Here is an 18192-nt window from a genome sequence, read left to right on the forward strand (position 1 = left end):
GGGACCATTCGATCACACTAGTCTGTGAGGAAAGCGGCAGCTATCGGCAGCCGCACCCTGCCAGGGCGGCTGTCGCCCGGTCAATTGCCGCACGCGCCTCACCGGTGTTCCCCTCCAGTCCGCCGGCGAGGAACGAGAACACCAGCAGGCGACCTTCGGCGGTCACCACGTACCCGCTGAGCGCGGTCACCGCGTTCAAGGTCCCTGTCTTGGCGCGCACCAGCCCTGCTCCGGCCGCCGTCGGTGCATCCGGTTCATACCTCTCCTGCAGGGTGCCCGACAGCCCGGCGACCGGCAACCCGGACAGGACGGCAGTGAGGGCCGGATCACCGGAGACCGCCAAGGCCCGCAGGACCGCGGCGAGCTGGGCTGGGGAGACCTCGTTGCGTGGTGAAAGACCTGCGGCGTCGCTGACCACCAGTGACTCGGTGGGCACCGCCAGCTCGCCCAGCACCCGGTCGATGGTTTCGGTGGCCCCGCCAAAGGATGCGGGCTGCCCGCTGGCCCGTGCCGCCAGGCGGGCGAGGGTCTCGGCGAGATAGTTGTCGCTGGTCAGGAGCATGTGCTCCACCTGTTCGGCGATAGTTGCCGACTCAACGGCTGCCAGCTGCTCACCTCCCTCCGCTGGTGTCTGGGAACGGGTCACCTCCGCCGCGAACTCCAGCCCGGCGTCGCCACCGGCGAGCGCAAGGGCGTCGCGGAAGGCGGTCGCCCCCGCGAGAGCCGCATCCGGGGACCGCGTGCCCCCGGATGCGGACTCGTCGACCCAGGAGGAGTTGATGGCCAACGGGTAGATCGGAGCGATCTCCCCGGCGGCGATGTCACCGGGGAGCCAGCCGGCGTTGAGGGTGGGGCCGACGAACAGGGTGTCGTCGACGGTGATGGTGAAGGGCGAGTCGGCGGGGTCAAGAGTGGCGACGGTTTCCTCGGCGAGGGTCTGCAACCCCGCGTGGCCGACGACCGCGTCGGGGTTCGACGCCCGGGAGGTGAGGAGGACGTCCCCACCGGCCACCAACACCAGCTCGTTGGGCCGGTCTCCGGCGACCACAGCGGTGGTGAGCCGATGCTCCGGGTCGAGTGTACTCATCGTGGCAGCGGCGGTGAGCAGCTTCTGGTTTGATGCAGGCAGTTGGGGTTTGTCGGAGCCGCGCTCGAACAGGCTCTCTCCCGAGTCGGCGTCCATGACGATGGCCGAAATCTCGCCGGGGCCGTCGAGGACAAGCTCGGCGTCCAGCACAGCGGCCAGAAGTTCGTGGTCGGGTGCCGGTGCCGTGGGTTCCAGCGTGCCGACGACGGCGGGTGGAGTCAGCTCGGCCGGTGGCAGCTGGATTGCGGGAGTGGTGGGCGCGGGTGTGGGCTCGGGCTTTTCCAGCGCCCGCACCACCGTGGGCACGGCGGCGAAGCCCAGTGGCACGGCGAGGACCGCGAACACGGCAACCAGCAGCGCTGCAGTGATCATGCGCGCGCTACGCGCCATGAAAATCCCCAATCGGCGAGAGCAAAGAATTGGTTCGAGCCCACGGGATGCGTCCCAAACCTATATGTTTAAGACTAGACCGACGCGGCAGCCCCTGGGCCTCCCGCCGCGCGCTGCCCCAAGGATTCCACAGGAGTGTGCCATGAACCTCGACGTCACCATCGAGATCCCCAAAGGATCACGCGTCAAGTACGAAATCGATCACGACACGCACAGGTTGCGCCTGGACCGTGTCCTCTTCACCTCAATGCAGTACCCCACCCACTACGGCTACTTCGAGAACACCCTCGGTGAGGACGGCGATCCGCTGGACGCAATGGTGATGCTGCAGGATTTCGACCTGATTCCCGGCGTGCTGGTCGAGTCCCGCCCGATTGGCGTGTTCAACATGACCGACGACGGCGGCGGTGACGCCAAGGTGCTGTGTGTGCCCACCGACCCGCGCTTTGACCACATCAAGGATCTTTCGGATGTGTCGCCGTTCCTGCTCGATGAGATCAAGCACTTCTTCGAGCGGTACAAGGACCTGGAGCCCGGCAAATGGGTTGAGGCAGCCGACTGGGCCGACCGCGCTGCTGCCGAAGCCGAGGTGGAAGCCTCGCTGAAGCGGTTCCAGGATCTTGGGGAACAGCGGGAAGAGGACGAGCCTCAGGGCCGGGACGTCGACGCCGACGTCGAGAACGCAACTGCCACCCCACAGGGCCGCTAGCCCCATCAAAACAACCTTTTCCGGTTGATTAGAGCGTTTTAGAGCATGGCTTCAGGCATACTGAAGCCATGCTCTACGTTTTAACCATCAATCAGCGGGACTCCCGCGAGGTCGGAGACCTCGTCGCCGACCTGCTGCGTGGTCTGCGGAACGTCGAAACGGTGGTGCCCTTCCAGCGCTCCACCGGTGATGAACTGCAGGGCGTGGTGGACAGCGCCACGACAGCGGTTGACGTCGCCCTCACAGCCCTGCGCTACCGCCGGTGGCATGTGGGAATCGGCGTCGGGGGGCTGCACTCGCCGCTCCCGGAAAATATCCTTGAGGCGCAGGGGTATGGGCTGGTCTACGCCCGGCGCGCGGTGACCAGGGCGCAGAAGACCGGCGAGCGGATCCCGCTGGCCGTCGAGGGCCCCGACTCGAGCATTGCGGCGGAGGCAGAGGCAGTGCTCCGTCTGCTGGGTCAGATTGTGTTCACGCGGACCGACGCCGAGTGGAACGTCCTTGACCTGTTGACTCCCGGTGCCCGGGGGCAGCAGAAGCTGATCGCCGCCGAACTGGGCATCACCACGCAGGCCGTCAGCAAGGCGGTGGTCCGGTCGCACTGGGTGGAGGAGTGGGCCACCCGGCCCGCCGCCGCGAGGCTCCTCGATCTGTCCTACGGCCCGGCAGCGCTGCCGCCGGGGTCCCTTCCGTATGAGCTGGCTGCCGAGCGCTGACTGGTCCGCCCGTCCTGGGATGAACACGGTGGGTGCTAGAGGAGGCTGCGGAGTACCTTCGCTGCGCCGTCGTCGTACACGCTCGCCGTCACCTCGGTGGCCGCTGCCAGCACTTCGTCGGGCGACTGCCCCATCGCGACTGAGCGCGCGGCCCAGATAAACATTTCGATGTCGTTGCGTCCGTCGCCGATAGCCACGGTGTGCGCCGGGTCGATGTCCAGCCTGCGGCGCAACAGCTCGAGGGCACTGGCCTTGGTGACACCGGCCGCGGCAATGTCGAGCCAGGCCGTCCACCCCACCGAGTAGGTGACGCCGTGCAATCCGATGGCCTCGACAGCCTCACCGAACTGCTCGGCGGTGCTGTCGGTGCTGAACACCACCACCCGGACGGCTGCGGCGTCGAGCATGTCCTCGAAATCGACGGTGCGGGTTTCGGCGCCGAAGCTGGCGTCCTGGAACGGCTCGGTGGCGAGGAAGTTTCCGTCGTCGTCCTCGAGCGCATATTTGGCGGTCGGTAGCCGTTCACGGAGGGCGACGAGCGCGGGACGGGGGTCGAAGGTGACCCGGTCAAGAATCTCAAACCCCTCGGCAGTCCCGGAGTCGACGCGCAGCGTCACCCCGCCATTGGAGCACACGCTGTAGCCGCGCTCGATCCCGAGCTGCTCGATGATGGGCAAGGCTGCTCCCAGTGAGCGTCCCGTGGCAATGATGACCTCATGCCCGGCATGGACCACCGCCCGCGCGGCGTCCCGCACCTCGTCGGTCATGTGGCCGTCGTGGTCCACGAGCGTCCCGTCAATGTCCAGGGCGACAAGTTTCCGCTGGGGCTGCTGGTCCTCGATGCCGGCAGTACTGAAATTCTTCATTACTCAAGTGAACCAGATTCGCCGGGCAGCGAGGTAGGTGGGGTCAGGATGCGCGGAGCACCGGGAGGACCTCGAGCCCGCCCAGGTAGGGCCTCAGAGCCTCCGGTACGGTCACCGACCCATCGGCATTCTGGTGGTGCTCGAGGATGGCGACAATCCAGCGGGTGGTGGCAAGGGTGCCATTGAGTGTGGCGACCGCCCGGGTGCCCTTGTTGCCCTCCGGAAGCCGTTCCCTGATGTTCAGGCGGCGGGCCTGGAAGGTGGTGCAGTTGGAGGTGGAGGTCAGCTCCCGGTAGGCACCCTGGGTGGGGACCCACGCCTCGCAGTCGAACTTGCGGGCAGCTGACATGCCGAGGTCCCCCGCGGCCGTGTCGATGACCCGGTAGGGCAGCTCCACCTTCGCGAGCATTTCCTCTTCCCAGGCGAGCATCCGTGCGTGCTCCGCGTAGGACTCCTCCTCGGTGGTGTACGCGAACATCTCGACCTTGTTGAACTGGTGCACCCTGATAATGCCGCGGGTGTCCTTGCCATGTGAGCCGGCTTCACGCCGGTAGCAGGAGGACCAGCCGGCATAGCGGACCGGGCCGTCGGAGAGATCGATGATCTCGTCGGAGTGGTAGCCGGCCATTGCCACCTCGGAGGTACCCACGAGGTAAAGGTCGTCCTCCGCCAACCGGTAGATCTCGGCGTCGTGGGCGACGTCGAAACCGGTCCCCTGCATGATCTCCGGCCTGACCAGGGTGGGGGTGATCATCGGGACGAACCCGGCCGTGACCGCCTGATCCATGGCCATGTTGAGCAGCGCGAGTTCCAGCCGGGCTCCAACACCCTTGAGGAAGTAGAAACGGGAACCGGAAACTTTCGCTCCGCGCTCCATGTCGATCGCACCGATCAACTCACCGATCTCCAGGTGATCCCTGGGGGTGAATCCTTCCGTGTCAAAATCACGGGGGGTGCCGACGGTCTTGAGGACCTCGAAGTCCTCTTCGCCGCCGGCTGGGACGCCGTCCTGGATGGCGTTGGGCAGGCTGCGGAGGAGTGCGTCCTGTTCCTGCCTGGCCGAATCGGCCTGGGCTGCGGCCGCCTTCACCGATGCGGCGAGCTCCTTCACCTCGGCGAGCAACGCCTGCTTCTGCTCACCCTTGGCCTGGGCCACCCGTTTGCCGAACGCGTTCTGGTCAGCCCGCAGGGACTCGGCATGGGTGACCACTTCGCGACGGCGGGAGTCGGCCGCGATGATCGCATCCACCAGGGCTTCATCGGCGCGGCGGGCGCGCTGCGAGGTGCGGAATTTCTCGGGATTGTCGCGGAGTTCATATACATCGATCACCCGCCAAGACTATCAATGGGCCGGGTCGGCTTTTGCCCGCGATACTTCTCCGGGGGATACGCTGAGGGGCAGCATGAAACTCCGCCTGATCCTCCTGATGACCCTGGCCCTGGCTGCGGCGGCTTCAGCAGTGAGCTGGCTGGGTGTCCGCCGCCTGCATTCCCCGAAGCATCCCACCCCTGCCGCTGCACCTCCCCTACCGGCACCGAACGGACCGCAGCGGGTGGCCCTGGTGTTGCACCCCGGGAAACTCAATGCCAGTGCTGCCCGCCGGCTGGTCGAAGCGGCCTGTTCCGACGCGGGGTGGGCCCCGCCCATGGTCCTTGAGACGACCGTGCTGGATCCGGGATACGGGCAGGCAAGCCTGGCGTTACGGGACGGGGCCGACGTCGTCATCGCGGCTGGCGGTGACGGGACTGTGCGAGCTGTTGCCCGGGCCATGGCCCACCAGGACGCGGTGCTCGGCATTGTTCCGCTGGGGACGGGGAACCTGCTCGCGCGGAACCTGGGGATCCCGGTCTCTGATATCGGGGCGAGCGTGCGCAACGCCCTGCATGGCACTAGCCGCCGGATCGACATGGGTCGGGTCGCGCTGCGCAATGACAGGACCGGGACGCATACCGACCACGTTTTTCTGGTGATGGGAGGCGTGGGGCTGGACGCGGTGGTGGTGGCGGCCACCAAGGACGACCTGAAAGCAAAGTTCGGTTGGCTGGCCTACAGCGAGGCGGGGTTCCGGAGCCTACCGGGGAGGCGGCAGCGGATGCTGATCAGCCTCGATGGTCAGCCAGCGCAGTCCAGGACGGTCCACAGCGTCCTGTTCGCCAACTGCGGGAGACTCCCCGGAGGCATCGAACTGATTCCAGATTCGACCATTGATGATGGCTATCTGGACGTGGTGGTGATGAGTCCACGCAGCATTCTCGGCTGGATCTGGATGGGTGCCACGATTGTTCTCCGGCCACGGAAGGCCATTCCGGTGATCAATTATTACCAGGCCCGCCGGTTAACCGTCACGGTTCCCGATCCGACCCAGACCCAGCTCGACGGCGACCTGTCGGGCGCCGTCACTTCGCTGGACGTGCTCATCGACCCTGGCGCGCTGATCGTCCGGTCGCATCCTGGACTGGACCGTCAGCGCACCAGGGCGGTGATGCGCAAGGTCAGGGGTTAGCGGGAGCCCTTTTCTTCCGAGGGCTCGCCACCCTCCTGGATCGAGGGGACGCTGTCGGCGTCGGTGTACTCGCCCTGAGCCCCGGTTCCGTCCGCCGGATCCTCTTCGATGTCGGTGTACTCGCCCTCTTTGGCGGGGTCCTGCTCACCGGTGAAACCGCTGTCGGTGGCCCCGTGCTTCTGCGCACCGGTGTAACCGCCGCCGGGCACAGGCTCGAGGTTCTCGGTGTCCGAGTCGGGGAACTCGCCCTTTGCCTGGCTGTTGATCAACTGCTGCTCCTCGGAGAACCTCAGGTCGTTGGCCTGGTCTCCCGCGTCTCCACGGTAGTTTTCGTCGGAGGTTGCTCCGCCGCCGTCGTTCGGGGTGACGTCGTGTCCTGTATTGCCCTGCTCGCTCATGATGCGCCTCTCGTTGCGGTGTGCGCCGAACCCTGGCGCCTTGAGTGAAGCCTACTGATGAACCGCTTCCAGTGGGAAGGATCGCTACGCTTTAAGCAGCCCGCGAACAGCCTTTTCGGACGCCGAATAGCTGGCGATCTCAATCACCTCACCGGCCATGAACCGGTCGACGAGCCGGGGGTCAACATAGGAGCGTTTGGCGACCGCAGGTGTGTTGCCAAGCTTCTCCGCCACTGCGCGCATTGTCGCCGCAACGGCCTTCTGCCGGGCGGTCTTGGTGGTAGCCAACAGGTCACTCCGGGCGAGATCCATTGCCGCAACCACTGTCGCCTGCCAGGTCCGGAAGTCCTTGGCGGTGAACCCTTCGCCGGTGACCTGTCGGAGGAACCCGTTCAGCTGCGAGGCATCGACGCGGTGCCATTCGCCGTCGGGCGTGCGGTAAGCAAGCGCAGTGTCGGCCTGCTCGCGTTTCAGCATCGGCCGCATGGCCGCCGACAGGTCGGCGTCTTCAAGCGTGGATTCCCACTGCTGGCCGCTCTTCCCGGGGAACTCGAAGGTGACCATGGCGCCCTTGATGCGGACGTGCTCCACCTGCAGTGTGGTGACCCCAAAGGACCCGTTGGTCTCCGCGTACTGTTCGGAGCCAATCCGCAGCGATCCCGAGTCGACAATCCGCAGGGCGGCAGCGAAGGCGCGTTCCCTCGGCAGACCCTCGCTGCGGAGGTGTGAAGTGATCACTCGGCGGGCGGCGGGCAGCTTTTCCCCGAACTCGAGGGCACGATCGAACTTCTCGCGGTCCTTCTTCGCCCGCCAGGCCGTGTGATAGACGTACTGCCGGCGGCCCGCGGCGTCAGTACCGAGTGCCTGGATGTGCCCATTGGGGTAGGGCGCGATCCAGACATCCTTCCAGGCCGGCGGAATGGCCAGGTCCTTGATGCGCCGAAGTTCCCCGGCATCCCGCAGCGGTGTCCCGTCGATGGTGCGGTAGCTGAATCCCTTACCGTGACGGCGTCGGGTGATTCCCGGCTTCTCACAGTCGCTGCGGCGGAGTCGAGGCATGGTGGTGACCTTTCCGGATCGAGAAGATCAGCCTACTGCCCACCTGCTGTGCTGGCACTCACCGTTCTTCGTCGGCCGCTACCCCTGACCGAGGATTGCCCGCAGGGTGTCGGCGTTCCGCACCGCGTTGCCGCCGCCGTCGTTGTTGAAGTAGACGTACACGTCCTTGCCTGCCCACTGCCACTCGCGGATCCGGTCCGCCCACCAGGACAGATCGGCCTCCGAGTAGGAGCCGCCGTAGAGGTGATGGTGGTCTGGGCCGTGCATCCGCAGATACACGAAGGGCGCAGTGGCTCGGAGAACGCAGGGCAAGAAAGCGCCACTCATGACGCAGTAGGCGGCGCCGTGGCGTTCGAGCAGGGAGTACACCTCCTGGTGGTCCCAACTGGCGTGGCGGAACTCGACGGCCACCCGAATCCAGTCCGGCAGCAGGCCAAGGAAGTATCCGAGCCGCAGATCGTCACGCTCCAGGCCAGGCGGAAGCTGCACGAGCAGGACGGCACGTTTGTCGCCGAGTTCATGCCAGCAGGTGATAATCCGCTGCACCCAGACCTCCGGCTCATACAGTTTCTTGCCGTGCGTGAGCCCTCGGGGCGCCTTTACTGAGAGGAGAAATCCGTCCGGGAGCCTCCGGCGCCATCCAGCGAACGTCGTGTCGCGTGGCCACCGGTAGAAGCTGGCGTTGAGTTCGACGGTATCGAAGCGCTGCACATAGTAGCCGAGCCGCCTGCCCGCCGCAGTGCCGGCCGGGTACAGAATGTCATTCCAGTGGTCATAGCTCCACCCGGAGGTACCAATGTGTAAGCCCATGTCCAGCTCAGGGTAACCCAGGGCCCGGCGAATTTTCAGTTCGGACCGGTGGTGCTCCCCTACTCCGTCTTCAGGAGGGACTCCACCCAGATCCGCGCGGCCCGGAACGCCTCGTCCGAGGTGTGCCGGGCAACCGTGTGCTCACGCCGATCCGCCCTGGCGTAGGAGCCCAGGAACCGGAGTTGGGGGCTGATTCGGTGCAGGCCCTTTAGCGCATCGGCGACCCGGGAATCGGAAATGTGGCCTTCAGCGTCGATGCTGAAGAAGTAGTCTCCGAGGAATTGGCCGGTGGGCCTGGATTCGATCCTGCTGAGGTTGACTCCTCGCGCGGCGAACTGATCGAGGATTTCCATCAGGGCGCCCGGATGGTCCTCGGGCAGCGGGATCACCAGGGTGGTCTTGTCGGCACCGGTCGGTGCCGGCAGGAGGGTGGGTCGACTAACCAGGATGAAGCGGGTCACCGCGTCTGCCACATCGCCGATGTGGCTGCCAAGCACCGTCAGTCCCAACCGTTCGGCGACAAAGGGCGAGCAGATCGCGGCGTCGTACGGGCAGTCCGGTTCCAGAAGGCCCACCGCGGCTGCAGCAGTGGACGATCCGGGAAGATATTCAGCCTGCGGAATATGTTGGGTGATCCACACCTGGCACTGTGCCCACGCGTGTCCGTGGGTGGAGATTGTCCGCACCTCGGCCAGGGGCAGCCCGGGCCTGGCGACCAGGACAAAGGTGATGGGAACCAGCACTTCCCGGATGATCCTCAGCGGGTCGCCCTGCGCGATGGCATCGAGGGTGGCGCTGACCCCGCCCTCCACGGAGTTCTCAATCGGCACCATCGCGGCATCAACCGCGCCAGTCCGCACCAGGTCCAGCGCGGAGTTCACGGTGGGTGCAGGGACTCGCCGGGCGGCAGCGGCCCCGGGAACCTGTAGCAGGGCTGCCTCGGTGAACGTGCCCTCGGGGCCGAGGAAAGTGTAGGACACCTCTGGGACGGACGTGCTCATGGTTTCCTTCACGTGGCGGTTTCCTCTTAGAGGACGGTCGGCGGCTGGTCGGTGTCCGAGACCATCGGCCGGGATGCTTCCAGCCAGGCGCCCATCCCTCCGGTGACATTGACCGCCGAATAGCCGTTGGCCACCAGCCATTGGGCCACCCGGTGGGAGCGTCCACCGGTTCGGCAGATCACGTGCAGGTCGGTGTCGGGATCAAGCTCGTCCAGCCTGTCGGGAATCTGTTCCACGGGAATATGCACCGCTCCCTCAATATGGCCGGCTGCCCACTCGTAGTCCTCGCGGACGTCCAGGATCGTGGTGTTCGCGCCAATCGAATCAATCGACACGTTCTCAAACTCGCTCATGACTTGCCCCTTCCCAATGGTCGTATTTCGCCCAAGCCTATAGTGGGAGGCGAGCCCCACCCACAATGCCCTAGCCAACCGGGAGGTAACAATGAGTGCTGACCAACCCACCATCCTCGCCACGTCCGGCGGCTACCGTCGAGGGCTCAGAGTGGACCTGGAGTTCAATCTCCTCATGCATCACGCCGTCGAGCTCGCACTGGTCACCGGACGCCGCCCCCGCGTCACCTATGTGGGTACGGCCGGCGGCGATTCCCGTGAGTGGAACCAGCGATTCATCGAGGCTGCGCGGATTGCCGCTTTTGACGCCGCGTGCCTGAACCTGTTCACCATGCCCAATATCGACCCGCTTCAGGACCACCTCCTCTCCCAGGACGTGGTGTGGGTAGGCGGCGGTTCGGTCGCCAACCTGCTGGCTGTCTGGCGGGTCCATGGGCTCGATCACTTGTTGCACCGCGCCTGGCGGGCCGGAGTGGTTCTCGGTGGGGTCTCCGCCGGTTCCCTCTGCTGGTTCCGTGGCGGCGCAACTGATTCCTTTGGCCCCGAGCTGCAGCCAGTGACGAACGGCCTGGGGTTCCTCCCCTACGGCAATGGCGTGCACTACGACTCCGATGAGGGTCGCAGGCCGCTAATCCACCGGATGGTCGCTGCTGGCACCCTCGGCGAAACGCACTGCACCGACGACGGCGTGGGTTTGGTCTACCACGACACCACCCTCATCGAGGCGGTCACCGAGACCCCCGGCAAGAACGCCTACATTGTGCGCGCCGGGGCCGGAGACAGCGTCGACGCCATCGCCGTCGAGGAGCCCCTGGAGGCCCGGTTGCTGGAAAGCGCTCCGTGACCGAACTTCATCAGCTCACCGCCCTCGCCCAGCGGGACGCTCTTGCACGCGGGGACCTGAGTGCCCGGGAGCTGACTCTTCACTACCTCGGCCGGATCGATGACCTTAATCCGGGACTCGGCTCCTTCATCACCGTCACCGCGGATCTAGCCGAACAGGAGGCCGCCGCCGCAGACGAGCGCTACCACTCGTCCCGGGCCGCTGGTGCCGACCTTGCGGTGCTGCACGGCATGCCATTGGCGCATAAGGATCTGGCGGACGTGGCGTCAGTCGCCACCAGCTTCGGCTCGGCTGCCCTGCCCCCAACGGTCGCAACCGAGGACTCTCCCCTGGTGGCAATTCTGCGCCGCGCTGGCGCGATCAGTCTTGGCAAGACCCAGGTTCCCGAATTCGGCCTGAGCTGCCACAGCGAAAACAACATTGCCCCGGCGGCCCGCAACCCCCTCAACCCGGCCCTCAGCCCGGGGGGTTCGTCCGGCGGCAGCGCGGCGGCCGTCGCTGCAGGCATGATTCCCTTCGCACCCGGCAGCGACGGTGGCGGCTCTGTCCGCATTCCGGCCTCAGCCACCGGCCTGATCGGGCTCAAACCGAATCGCGGTCGAATTCCCGCATTGTCCGGACAGGCGGACCTCGGCCAGTTCGTCGTGGCCGGACCGTTGGCGCGGACCACCACCGACGCTGCGCTGTTGCTCGACGCGATGGTCGACGCGCCGAACCACCGGGCAACCAGCGCCGCTCCGGCGTCGTCGTCGTTCCTGACCGCAGCCCTGCGCGCCGAGGGTACCTTTCGGATCGGGGCGAGCACCCTGTCACCCTTCGCCTCAGCGTTCGAGATCGTGCTGGACCAGGAGGCGCTGGACGCCTACGAGGCTGGTATTCGCGCACTTTCCTCAGTGGGGCACGACGTTCTCGACGCCGACCTCAGCTACGACCGGCGCTACCACCAGGCATTCCAGACGGTGTGGACGGCGTCCCTTGCCACCGCCCCTATCCCCTCGGGGAACGAGAACCTGTTGACTCCGCTGACGCGGACCATGCGCGAGAGGTCGCGGGCCCGCAGCGCACCGGATCTGGTCACGGCGATCGACATCCTGCGGCAGTTCGAGCAGGACACGATCAGCGCCTATGCGGAGTACGACTTCATCCTTACCCCTGCCCTGGGCCAGACTCCGCGTCCCATCGGCTGGTACACCTCCGAGGACGCGGACACGGACTACCTGAGGCAATGCCAGTACTCCCCGTACACCTCGATGGTCAACGTCTGCGGGTTACCCGCCATTGCCCTGCCCACGATCACCACCCCCACGGGCATCTCCATGGGAATCCAGCTCATCGGGCGACCCAGCTCGGAGGCGCGGCTGCTGGCTGTGTCCGCCCAGTTGGAGCAGGCAGCCGGTGCGGGTGAAACGGGCACGGTGCGGTGACAACATTGCGCCGCCCGCGCCGATGAAACAGACTGTTACTCATCGGTAACCAGCAAGATCAAAGGAGATCGCGTGCCCAACCTTGCCAACAATCTCGCGTCAACTGTCCAGGAACACCCCGAGGCGGTGGCGATCAGACTGGATGACACGTCGCTGACGTTCGCGGCGCTCGACGAGTGGAGCCAGCGGGTGGCGGGTCTCCTGGCACAGAAAGGTGTCCAGCCGGGCGACCGGATCGCGCTGATTATGCCGAATATTCCACAGATGGCATTTATCTACTACGGGGTCCTGCGCTTCGGAGCGGTGGTGGTCCCACTCAATCCGCTCCTCAAGTCGCGGGAGATTGCCTACCACCTGGGCGACTCCGGCGCGAGGCTGGTGTTTGCCTGGGAAGGGGTCGCAGCCGAGGCCGAGTCCGGAGTGGGCCAGGCGGTCGCCGCCGCCGATCAGGGAACCACCCTCGAAGTACTGGCGGTGAACTCGGGCGCATTCCTTGAACAGCTGTCGTCGATCGATCCCCTGCAGCCCATCGCGGAGGTGGCGGCCGATGACACGGCTGTGCTGCTCTACACCTCAGGAACCACCGGACGGCCAAAAGGCGCGGCGCTGACCCATGCGAGCCTGCACCGGAATGCGGAGATCTCCCGGGACCTGATGGGCACTGCGGTCGGCGATGTGTTGTTTGGTGGATTGCCGTTCTTCCATATTTTCGGACAGACCTGCGCCTTGAACGCGGCGGTGCTGACCGGAGCCACAGTCACCCTGCTCCCCCGGTTCGAACCCGGCCGCGCCCTGGAGATCATTGCCCGAGACGGTGTAACCATTTTCGAGGGTGTCCCCACGATGTACATAGCGATGCTTCGGCATCCGGCAGTTTCCACCACCGACGTGTCAACGCTGCGGGTCGCCGTGTCCGGCGGGTCAGCGCTGCCCGTTGAGGTGCTGCACGAGTTCGAACGCGTCTTCGGCGCCGAACTGCTGGAGGGCTACGGGTTGTCCGAAACGTCCCCCATCGTGAGCTTCAACCGGCGCGGAACCGAACGCAAGCCCGGATCGATCGGCACGCCGGTGGACGGGGTCGAGGTACGCATGCTCGACGCCGACGGGGCGGAGGTACCCACCGGCGAAGTCGGTGAACTCTCCGTCCGGGGACACTGCGTGATGAAGGGCTATTGGAACAACGACGACGCGACGGCAGCTGCGATCCCCGACGGTTGGTTCCGTACCGGAGACCTGGCCCGGTACGACGACGACGGCGCTATCTTCATCGTCGACCGCAAGAAGGACATCATCGTCCGCGGCGGGTACAACGTCTATCCGCGGGAAGTCGAGGAAGTGCTGTACGAGCACACCGCGGTGGCCGAGGCGGCGGTAATAGGCGTCCCGGACGAGTTGCAGGGCGAGGAAATCGTGGCGGTGGTAGGCCTGAAGGCGGAGGCTGCGCCCGCGGACGATGCCGCCCGCGAGCGCCTCGCTGCCGAGATCCTCGAATTCACCAAGGAACGCGTGGCGGCCTACAAGTATCCCCGCCGGGTGGTCCTGGTGGAAGCTCTCCCGAAGGGCCCCACCGGAAAGATTCTCAAGCGCGAGATCCAGGTCTAGCAGGGACCCTGCAGGTGGTTACTGCAGGGGTCTACTGCAGGGGTTAATGGAGGCCGGAAACCTTAAAGTCAGGAGTCGTCGTCGCCCCGGTTGTCCTCGGTCTCGATCTCCTCACCGTCCGGCAACTCGTTCTCCGGGCCGGGGCCTCCATAACCGCCGGCGTCGATCTTGTCTGACCCGCCGACCCGCTGTTCTGAGTCGTCGCGTTCGGTATCGTTCTGTTCGCTCATGGTGGCGCCTTTCCTTCGCGTGGCTGTGTACACGGTGAACCTACCACCACCGCGCGGCGAGTGGTCGTCTCCGCAGGGCCATCCCCGCCGGGTTGGCCGCGCAGGGATGGCCCTGATCGCCGTCCGGAGAACCGCCGCAGTGGAGCACGCAACGGGTTTCGTGACGCCGGGGCTGTAATAGCACCAGTTCTTTGGCATGCTGTAGCCATGGCAAACCGAGCGGGCACAGTCGCCCTCCCCAGCGATCTGGTCGACATTTCTTCACTTCTGGACGCGTATTTCGACGTCGTTCCCGCCCTTGGGGACCCGGCGCAACGGGTCGCGTTCGGGACGTCCGGGCACCGTGGTTCCTCCCTGAAGGCCTCTTTCAATGAGGGGCACATCGCCGCCATCACCCAGGCGATTGTGGAGTACCGGTCGGGTCAGGGCATCACCGGGCCCCTGTTCATGGGCAGGGACACACACGCACTCTCCGAGCCCGCCCAGCAGACCGCACTTGAGGTGCTCGCAGCGAACAACGTCACGGTACGGGTGGACGCGCGCGGCGCCTACACGCCCACCCCGGCCGTATCGCACGCCATCCTCGTCTACAACGCGCAGGGCGCCGACCAGGCGGATGGCATTGTCATCACTCCCTCGCACAACCCTCCCGGCGATGGCGGCTTCAAATACAATCCCCCGCACGGCGGCCCCGCGGATTCCGATGCCACCAACTGGATCGCTGATCGGGCCAACGCGCTGATGGAAGGCGGCCTCCGGGAGGTCCGTCGCGTCCCGGCGAGCCAGGCGCACCAGGCCGAAGGAATCGGGACCTACGACTTCCTGCAGCACTATGTTGAGGATCTACCCACCGTCCTGAACCTCGACGCGATCCGGGAATCCGGACTGCACATCGGTGCGGACCCGATGGGTGGGGCGGCTGTCGACTATTGGGGTGCTATCGGCGAAACGCACAACCTGAATCTGACAGTCGTCAATCCCGCCGTCGACCCGCAGTGGGCGTTCATGACCCTGGACTGGGATGAGAAGATCCGCATGGACTGCTCGTCACCATCGGCGATGGCCTCACTCATTGCCCGGGCCAGGGAGTTTGATATCTCCACGGGCAACGACGCCGACGCCGACCGGCACGGGATCGTCACCCCCGACGCCGGGCTGATGAACCCCAACCACTACCTTGCGGTGGCCATTGACTACCTCTACCGCAACCGTCCCCACTGGCGGCAGGACGCCGTCGTCGGGAAGACCCTGGTCTCCTCCTCGATCATCGATCGGGTGGCTGCGGATCTCGGCCGGAAGCTCGAAGAGGTTCCGGTGGGCTTCAAGTGGTTTGTTCCCGGGCTGCTCTCCGGGTCCCTCGCCTTCGGCGGCGAGGAATCCGCTGGAGCCTCTTTCCTGCGGCTGAACGGGTCCCCGTGGACCACCGACAAGGACGGCATCCTGTTGGCCCTGCTCGCCTCGGAGATCACCGCCGTCACCGGGCGAACGCCGTCGCAGCACTATGCGGGGCTGACCGACCGGTTCGGTTCCCCCGTGTACGCGCGCATTGATGCGGCGGCCTCACGCAGCCAGAAGGCAGCGCTGGGGAAGCTCTCGCCGTCGGACGTTGCGGCCACCACCCTTGCCGGCGAAACCATCACCGCCAGGCTGACCGAGGCACCCGGCAACGGGGCGTCAATTGGTGGCTTGAAGGTCACCACCGAGAACGCGTGGTTCGCCGCGCGCCCATCGGGCACCGAGGACGTGTACAAGATCTATGCCGAGTCCTTCAAGGGTGCCGAGCACCTGGCGCAGGTGCAGGACGAGGCGAAGGCACTGGTCGACGGGGTCATCGGCGGGTAACCCTCGCGCGGAAGGACGCGCGGTCAGAGAACCCGCCGGAGGAGCCATTTTTTCAGGCCCCTGTACGGCGGGTAGGCCAGACGCAGGGTGTCAATGCCGGTGCCCTTCGAAAGTACCCCCCGGTTCTGGCTGAACGTGTCGAATGAATAGCGGCCGTGGTAGGCGCCCATACCGCTGGTGCCCACCCCGCCGAACGGCAAGCCGTGCACCGTGAGATGCAGGTTGCAGGCGTTGTGGCCGATCCCACCCGCACGGACCCGTTCCTCGAACTGCTGCTGCTCGGCCGGCTGGTCACTGAACAAATAGGCTGCCAGCGGGGCCGGCCGGGCATTGACGAAGGCAACGGCCTCGTCCATGCCGTCGACGGGAAGGATGGGCAGGATCGGACCGAAAATCTCCTCCTGCATCACCGGGGAGTCGGTCGGCACATCGGTCAGGAGCGTGGGTTCGAGGTACCGGCTGGCCCGGTCGTGGGCGCCCCCGGTGTACACGGTGCCGTTGCCGTTGCTGGCCTCCAAAAAACCGACCAGTCGGACGAAGTGGCCGTCGTCGACGATCCGGCCGTAGTCGGCGCTACGGGCCGGGTCGGCGCCGTAGAACCCGGCGACCGCCCGTTTCAGGTGGGCGAGGAGCTGCTTTTCGAGTCCGCGCTGCACCAAAACATAGTCGGGGGCAACGCAGGTCTGCCCCGCGTTGAGAAACTTGCCGAACACCAGCCGTCGGGCCACCGCTGGCAGGTCGCCGCCAAGCACCACGGCGGGCGATTTTCCTCCTAGTTCGAGGGTGACGGGAGTGAGCGTTTGCGCTGCAGCGGCCGCGACGATCCGTCCGACCCGCTCGCCCCCGGTGAAAAAGATGGAGTCGTACCGCTGGGCGAGCAGCTCCCCGCCAACCGCCGCCCCGCCTTCCACCACGGAGACGGCACTCTCGTCGAAATACCGGGGCAGCAGGTCGGCCATCACCGCCGACGTGGCGGGGGCGTGTTCGCTCGGCTTCAAAACCGCACAGTTCCCGGCGGCGAGCGCACCGACCAGGGGGGCCAGGAGCAGTTGCACCGGATAGTTCCACGGGCCAATGATCAGCACGACGCCGAGGGGCTGGGCCTGCCGGTGTGCTCTTGCAGGCAACAGGCCCGTCGGTACCTGAACCTTCTCGGCGCTGGTCCATTTCCGCAGCTGCTTCAGCGCATACTGGGCTTCGGCCCGCACCAGGGACAGCTCGGACACCACCGCTTCCAGCGGGTTCTTCCGGAGATCCGAGTACAGCGCGTCGGTGAAGTCCACCTCCCGTTCGACGAGCATCCGGATCAGGCCCTCGAGTTGGGCTCGCCGCCAGGACAGCGGCCGGGTGGTCCCGCCGTCGAAGGTCGCGCGCAGGCGCTCCACCACCGGTGACAGATCAGTGGTTTCCTGGGAAGTAGTGCTCATGTGGGGGTCCTTTCAGGATGCTGCTACGCGTCGTGGTCTTCGGTCGCGGGTCGGCGGGTGCAAAAGGTGCGGGGTGCTGGGGTGCGGGTCAGGTGGGACGGCCAGTGAAATGCTCCATCGAGCTGTACACCTTGAAGACCCGCCCGGCCACCACATCCCAGAGAGGTTGCGGCAGGACGCCGCGGATCGCGCTGCCCAGCGCCACCGACCACGGCAGCTGAAGCCGGGGCCGGCCAGCAAGCAGTGCGCGCCAGGCCCTGTCGACGACGTCGACCGGGTCCATCAGCGGCGTGAACAGCGGGCCACGGGCGCCCTCGAACATGCCGGTCCGGATGTAGCTGGGGATCAGCGTGGTGACCTTGATCTGCCGGTGACCTGCCTGGCGAAGCTCCAGTCGCAGGGAGTCGCTCCAGCCGATCACTGCCCACTTCGAGGCGGTGTACACACTCATTCGGGGAACCGAGAGGGTACCCGACGCCGACGCGACATTGAGGATACGCGCCGGTTCCCGGGAGGCGATCAGGGCCGGCAGGAACTCCCGGACCACGTGCATCAGCGCCAGCGTGTTGATCTGCATCACCAGTGCAATGTCGGCCTGCTGGTCGTGCTCCCAAAAGTACTTTCCGCGCACGATCCCCGCGTTGTTGATCAGGACAGCCGGTGTCCCGACGTCGTTCCTGACCGCGGCCGCCGCGGTCGTGATCTCGGCCAATGAGGCGAGATCAACCACGTAACTGTGCACGGCCGGCCCGGATCCGGTCAGCGAATCGGCGGTCCTGTGGAGCGCTTCGGCGTCGACGTCCCAGAGGACGACGGCGGCCGCCCGCTCCTTGACGGCCCGTTCCGCGTAGAGCCGGCCCATACCGCTGGCGGCACCGGTGATAAGTATTATTCGGCCTTCGACAGTGAATGACATGAGTGCAACGTAAC

At 66.0% G+C, this 18192-nt stretch carries 19 protein-coding genes; 8 read left to right on the forward strand and 11 right to left on the reverse strand.

All coding sequences use genetic code 11. The features are described from left to right. Window positions 1-40 precede the first annotated feature (40 nt). The gene (dacB, locus tag IWX64_RS08765) at window positions 41-1477 is read right to left on the reverse strand and encodes a D-alanyl-D-alanine carboxypeptidase/D-alanyl-D-alanine endopeptidase (protein WP_196866749.1); all 1437 of its coding nucleotides are present in this window, start codon (window positions 1475-1477) and stop codon (window positions 41-43) included. A 142-nt stretch (window positions 1478-1619) separates the two neighbouring features. Between dacB and IWX64_RS08770 the strand changes: the two genes are divergently transcribed. After that, on the forward strand, window positions 1620-2186 hold the full coding sequence (locus IWX64_RS08770; protein ID WP_196866750.1) for an inorganic diphosphatase: 567 nt from the start codon (window positions 1620-1622) through the stop codon (window positions 2184-2186). A gap of 68 nt (window positions 2187-2254) precedes the next feature. Beyond that, window positions 2255-2902, forward strand: a complete 648-nt coding sequence (locus IWX64_RS08775; protein WP_196866751.1) for a hypothetical protein — start codon at window positions 2255-2257, stop codon at window positions 2900-2902. 35 nt (window positions 2903-2937) lie between these two features. On the opposite strand, the gene IWX64_RS08780 is transcribed toward IWX64_RS08775, so the two are convergent. Together IWX64_RS08780 and serS are read right to left on the reverse strand one after the other, a co-directional pair. Continuing rightward, a complete protein-coding gene (locus IWX64_RS08780; RefSeq protein WP_196866752.1) occupies window positions 2938-3768 on the reverse strand; it encodes an HAD family hydrolase in 831 nt (276 codons plus the stop codon). A 43-nt stretch (window positions 3769-3811) separates the two neighbouring features. Beyond that, a complete protein-coding gene (serS, locus tag IWX64_RS08785) occupies window positions 3812-5098 on the reverse strand; it encodes a serine--tRNA ligase (RefSeq protein ID WP_196866753.1) in 1287 nt (428 codons plus the stop codon). 73 nt (window positions 5099-5171) lie between these two features. Here serS and IWX64_RS08790 point away from each other — a divergent pair, with 73 nt between their 5' ends. Continuing rightward, on the forward strand, window positions 5172-6272 hold the full coding sequence (locus IWX64_RS08790; RefSeq protein WP_196866754.1) for a diacylglycerol/lipid kinase family protein: 1101 nt from the start codon (window positions 5172-5174) through the stop codon (window positions 6270-6272). On the opposite strand, the gene IWX64_RS08795 is transcribed toward IWX64_RS08790, so the two are convergent. The 5 genes from IWX64_RS08795 to IWX64_RS08815 all read right to left on the reverse strand — a co-directional run bounded on the left by IWX64_RS08795 (window position 6269) and on the right by IWX64_RS08815 (window position 9893). After that, on the reverse strand, window positions 6269-6670 hold the full coding sequence (locus tag IWX64_RS08795) for a hypothetical protein (RefSeq protein WP_196866755.1): 402 nt from the start codon (window positions 6668-6670) through the stop codon (window positions 6269-6271). The genes IWX64_RS08790 and IWX64_RS08795 overlap by 4 nt on opposite strands. An 84-nt stretch (window positions 6671-6754) precedes the next feature. Continuing rightward, window positions 6755-7729 carry a DNA topoisomerase IB gene (locus IWX64_RS08800; RefSeq protein WP_196866756.1) on the reverse strand — a complete coding sequence of 325 codons (975 nt, stop codon included), beginning with the start codon at window positions 7727-7729 and terminating at the stop codon, window positions 6755-6757. A gap of 78 nt (window positions 7730-7807) precedes the next feature. Then, window positions 7808-8539 (reverse strand): DUF72 domain-containing protein, encoded by a 732-nt coding sequence (locus IWX64_RS08805; protein ID WP_196866757.1) that lies wholly within the window; start codon window positions 8537-8539, stop codon window positions 7808-7810. A gap of 59 nt (window positions 8540-8598) precedes the next feature. Beyond that, window positions 8599-9540, reverse strand: coding sequence for a prephenate dehydratase (pheA, locus tag IWX64_RS08810; RefSeq protein ID WP_196866758.1), 942 nt, complete (start codon window positions 9538-9540; stop codon window positions 8599-8601). A gap of 26 nt (window positions 9541-9566) precedes the next feature. Further along, entirely contained in the window at window positions 9567-9893 is a 327-nt protein-coding gene (locus tag IWX64_RS08815; protein ID WP_196866759.1) for a rhodanese-like domain-containing protein, read from the reverse strand. A 91-nt stretch (window positions 9894-9984) separates the two neighbouring features. Here IWX64_RS08815 and IWX64_RS08820 point away from each other — a divergent pair, with 91 nt between their 5' ends. The 3 genes from IWX64_RS08820 to IWX64_RS08830 all read left to right on the forward strand — a co-directional run bounded on the left by IWX64_RS08820 (window position 9985) and on the right by IWX64_RS08830 (window position 13763). Continuing rightward, window positions 9985-10737, forward strand: coding sequence for a peptidase E (locus tag IWX64_RS08820; protein WP_196866760.1), 753 nt, complete (start codon window positions 9985-9987; stop codon window positions 10735-10737). Next, the gene (locus tag IWX64_RS08825; RefSeq protein ID WP_196866761.1) at window positions 10734-12161 is read left to right on the forward strand and encodes an amidase; all 1428 of its coding nucleotides are present in this window, start codon (window positions 10734-10736) and stop codon (window positions 12159-12161) included. Before IWX64_RS08820 ends, IWX64_RS08825 begins: the two co-directional genes overlap by 4 nt. Window positions 12162-12233: 72 nt before the next feature. Beyond that, on the forward strand, window positions 12234-13763 hold the full coding sequence (locus IWX64_RS08830) for a long-chain-fatty-acid--CoA ligase (RefSeq protein WP_196866762.1): 1530 nt from the start codon (window positions 12234-12236) through the stop codon (window positions 13761-13763). Between the two features lie 68 nt (window positions 13764-13831). On the opposite strand, the gene IWX64_RS08835 is transcribed toward IWX64_RS08830, so the two are convergent. After that, window positions 13832-13993, reverse strand: coding sequence for a hypothetical protein (locus IWX64_RS08835; RefSeq protein WP_196866763.1), 162 nt, complete (start codon window positions 13991-13993; stop codon window positions 13832-13834). Between IWX64_RS08835 and IWX64_RS08840 the strand changes: the two genes are divergently transcribed. Both IWX64_RS08840 and pgm read left to right on the forward strand, forming a co-directional pair. After that, a complete protein-coding gene (locus IWX64_RS08840; protein ID WP_196866764.1) occupies window positions 13992-14171 on the forward strand; it encodes a hypothetical protein in 180 nt (59 codons plus the stop codon). The genes IWX64_RS08835 and IWX64_RS08840 overlap by 2 nt on opposite strands. 29 nt (window positions 14172-14200) lie before the next feature. Continuing rightward, the gene (gene pgm, locus IWX64_RS08845; protein WP_196866765.1) at window positions 14201-15835 is read left to right on the forward strand and encodes a phosphoglucomutase (alpha-D-glucose-1,6-bisphosphate-dependent); all 1635 of its coding nucleotides are present in this window, start codon (window positions 14201-14203) and stop codon (window positions 15833-15835) included. A gap of 23 nt (window positions 15836-15858) precedes the next feature. Here pgm and IWX64_RS08850 read toward each other — a convergent pair whose 3' ends face one another. Further along, window positions 15859-17262 (reverse strand): aldehyde dehydrogenase family protein, encoded by a 1404-nt coding sequence (locus IWX64_RS08850; protein WP_196866766.1) that lies wholly within the window; start codon window positions 17260-17262, stop codon window positions 15859-15861. An 88-nt stretch (window positions 17263-17350) separates the two neighbouring features. Beyond that, on the reverse strand, window positions 17351-18178 hold the full coding sequence (locus IWX64_RS08855) for an SDR family NAD(P)-dependent oxidoreductase (protein ID WP_196866767.1): 828 nt from the start codon (window positions 18176-18178) through the stop codon (window positions 17351-17353). Between the last annotated feature and the right edge of the window lie 14 nt (window positions 18179-18192).

Origin of the sequence: Arthrobacter sp. CAN_A212, assembly GCF_015752345.1 — a bacterium.
In the GTDB taxonomy this organism is placed as follows: Bacteria; Actinomycetota; Actinomycetes; order Actinomycetales; family Micrococcaceae; genus Arthrobacter_D.

What these genes read in the sequence shown, in the direction of transcription:
- dacB (WP_196866749.1), bottom strand. Translation starts at nt 1,477, where the DNA reads ATGGCGCGTAGCGCGCGCATGATCACTGCAGCGCTGCTGGTTGCCGTG.
- IWX64_RS08775 (WP_196866751.1), top strand. Translation starts at nt 2,255, where the DNA reads ATGCTCTACGTTTTAACCATCAATCAGCGGGACTCCCGCGAGGTCGGA.
- IWX64_RS08840 (WP_196866764.1), top strand. Translation starts at nt 13,992, where the DNA reads ATGGTGGCGCCTTTCCTTCGCGTGGCTGTGTACACGGTGAACCTACCA.
- IWX64_RS08795 (WP_196866755.1), bottom strand. Translation starts at nt 6,670, where the DNA reads ATGAGCGAGCAGGGCAATACAGGACACGACGTCACCCCGAACGACGGC.
- IWX64_RS08805 (WP_196866757.1), bottom strand. Translation starts at nt 8,539, where the DNA reads ATGGGCTTACACATTGGTACCTCCGGGTGGAGCTATGACCACTGGAAT.
- IWX64_RS08780 (WP_196866752.1), bottom strand. Translation starts at nt 3,768, where the DNA reads ATGAAGAATTTCAGTACTGCCGGCATCGAGGACCAGCAGCCCCAGCGG.
- IWX64_RS08770 (WP_196866750.1), top strand. Translation starts at nt 1,620, where the DNA reads ATGAACCTCGACGTCACCATCGAGATCCCCAAAGGATCACGCGTCAAG.
- pheA (WP_196866758.1), bottom strand. Translation starts at nt 9,540, where the DNA reads ATGAGCACGTCCGTCCCAGAGGTGTCCTACACTTTCCTCGGCCCCGAG.
- IWX64_RS08815 (WP_196866759.1), bottom strand. Translation starts at nt 9,893, where the DNA reads ATGAGCGAGTTTGAGAACGTGTCGATTGATTCGATTGGCGCGAACACC.
- IWX64_RS08835 (WP_196866763.1), bottom strand. Translation starts at nt 13,993, where the DNA reads ATGAGCGAACAGAACGATACCGAACGCGACGACTCAGAACAGCGGGTC.
- IWX64_RS08790 (WP_196866754.1), top strand. Translation starts at nt 5,172, where the DNA reads ATGAAACTCCGCCTGATCCTCCTGATGACCCTGGCCCTGGCTGCGGCG.
- IWX64_RS08855 (WP_196866767.1), bottom strand. Translation starts at nt 18,178, where the DNA reads ATGTCATTCACTGTCGAAGGCCGAATAATACTTATCACCGGTGCCGCC.
- IWX64_RS08850 (WP_196866766.1), bottom strand. Translation starts at nt 17,262, where the DNA reads ATGAGCACTACTTCCCAGGAAACCACTGATCTGTCACCGGTGGTGGAG.
- pgm (WP_196866765.1), top strand. Translation starts at nt 14,201, where the DNA reads ATGGCAAACCGAGCGGGCACAGTCGCCCTCCCCAGCGATCTGGTCGAC.
- IWX64_RS08820 (WP_196866760.1), top strand. Translation starts at nt 9,985, where the DNA reads ATGAGTGCTGACCAACCCACCATCCTCGCCACGTCCGGCGGCTACCGT.
- IWX64_RS08800 (WP_196866756.1), bottom strand. Translation starts at nt 7,729, where the DNA reads ATGCCTCGACTCCGCCGCAGCGACTGTGAGAAGCCGGGAATCACCCGA.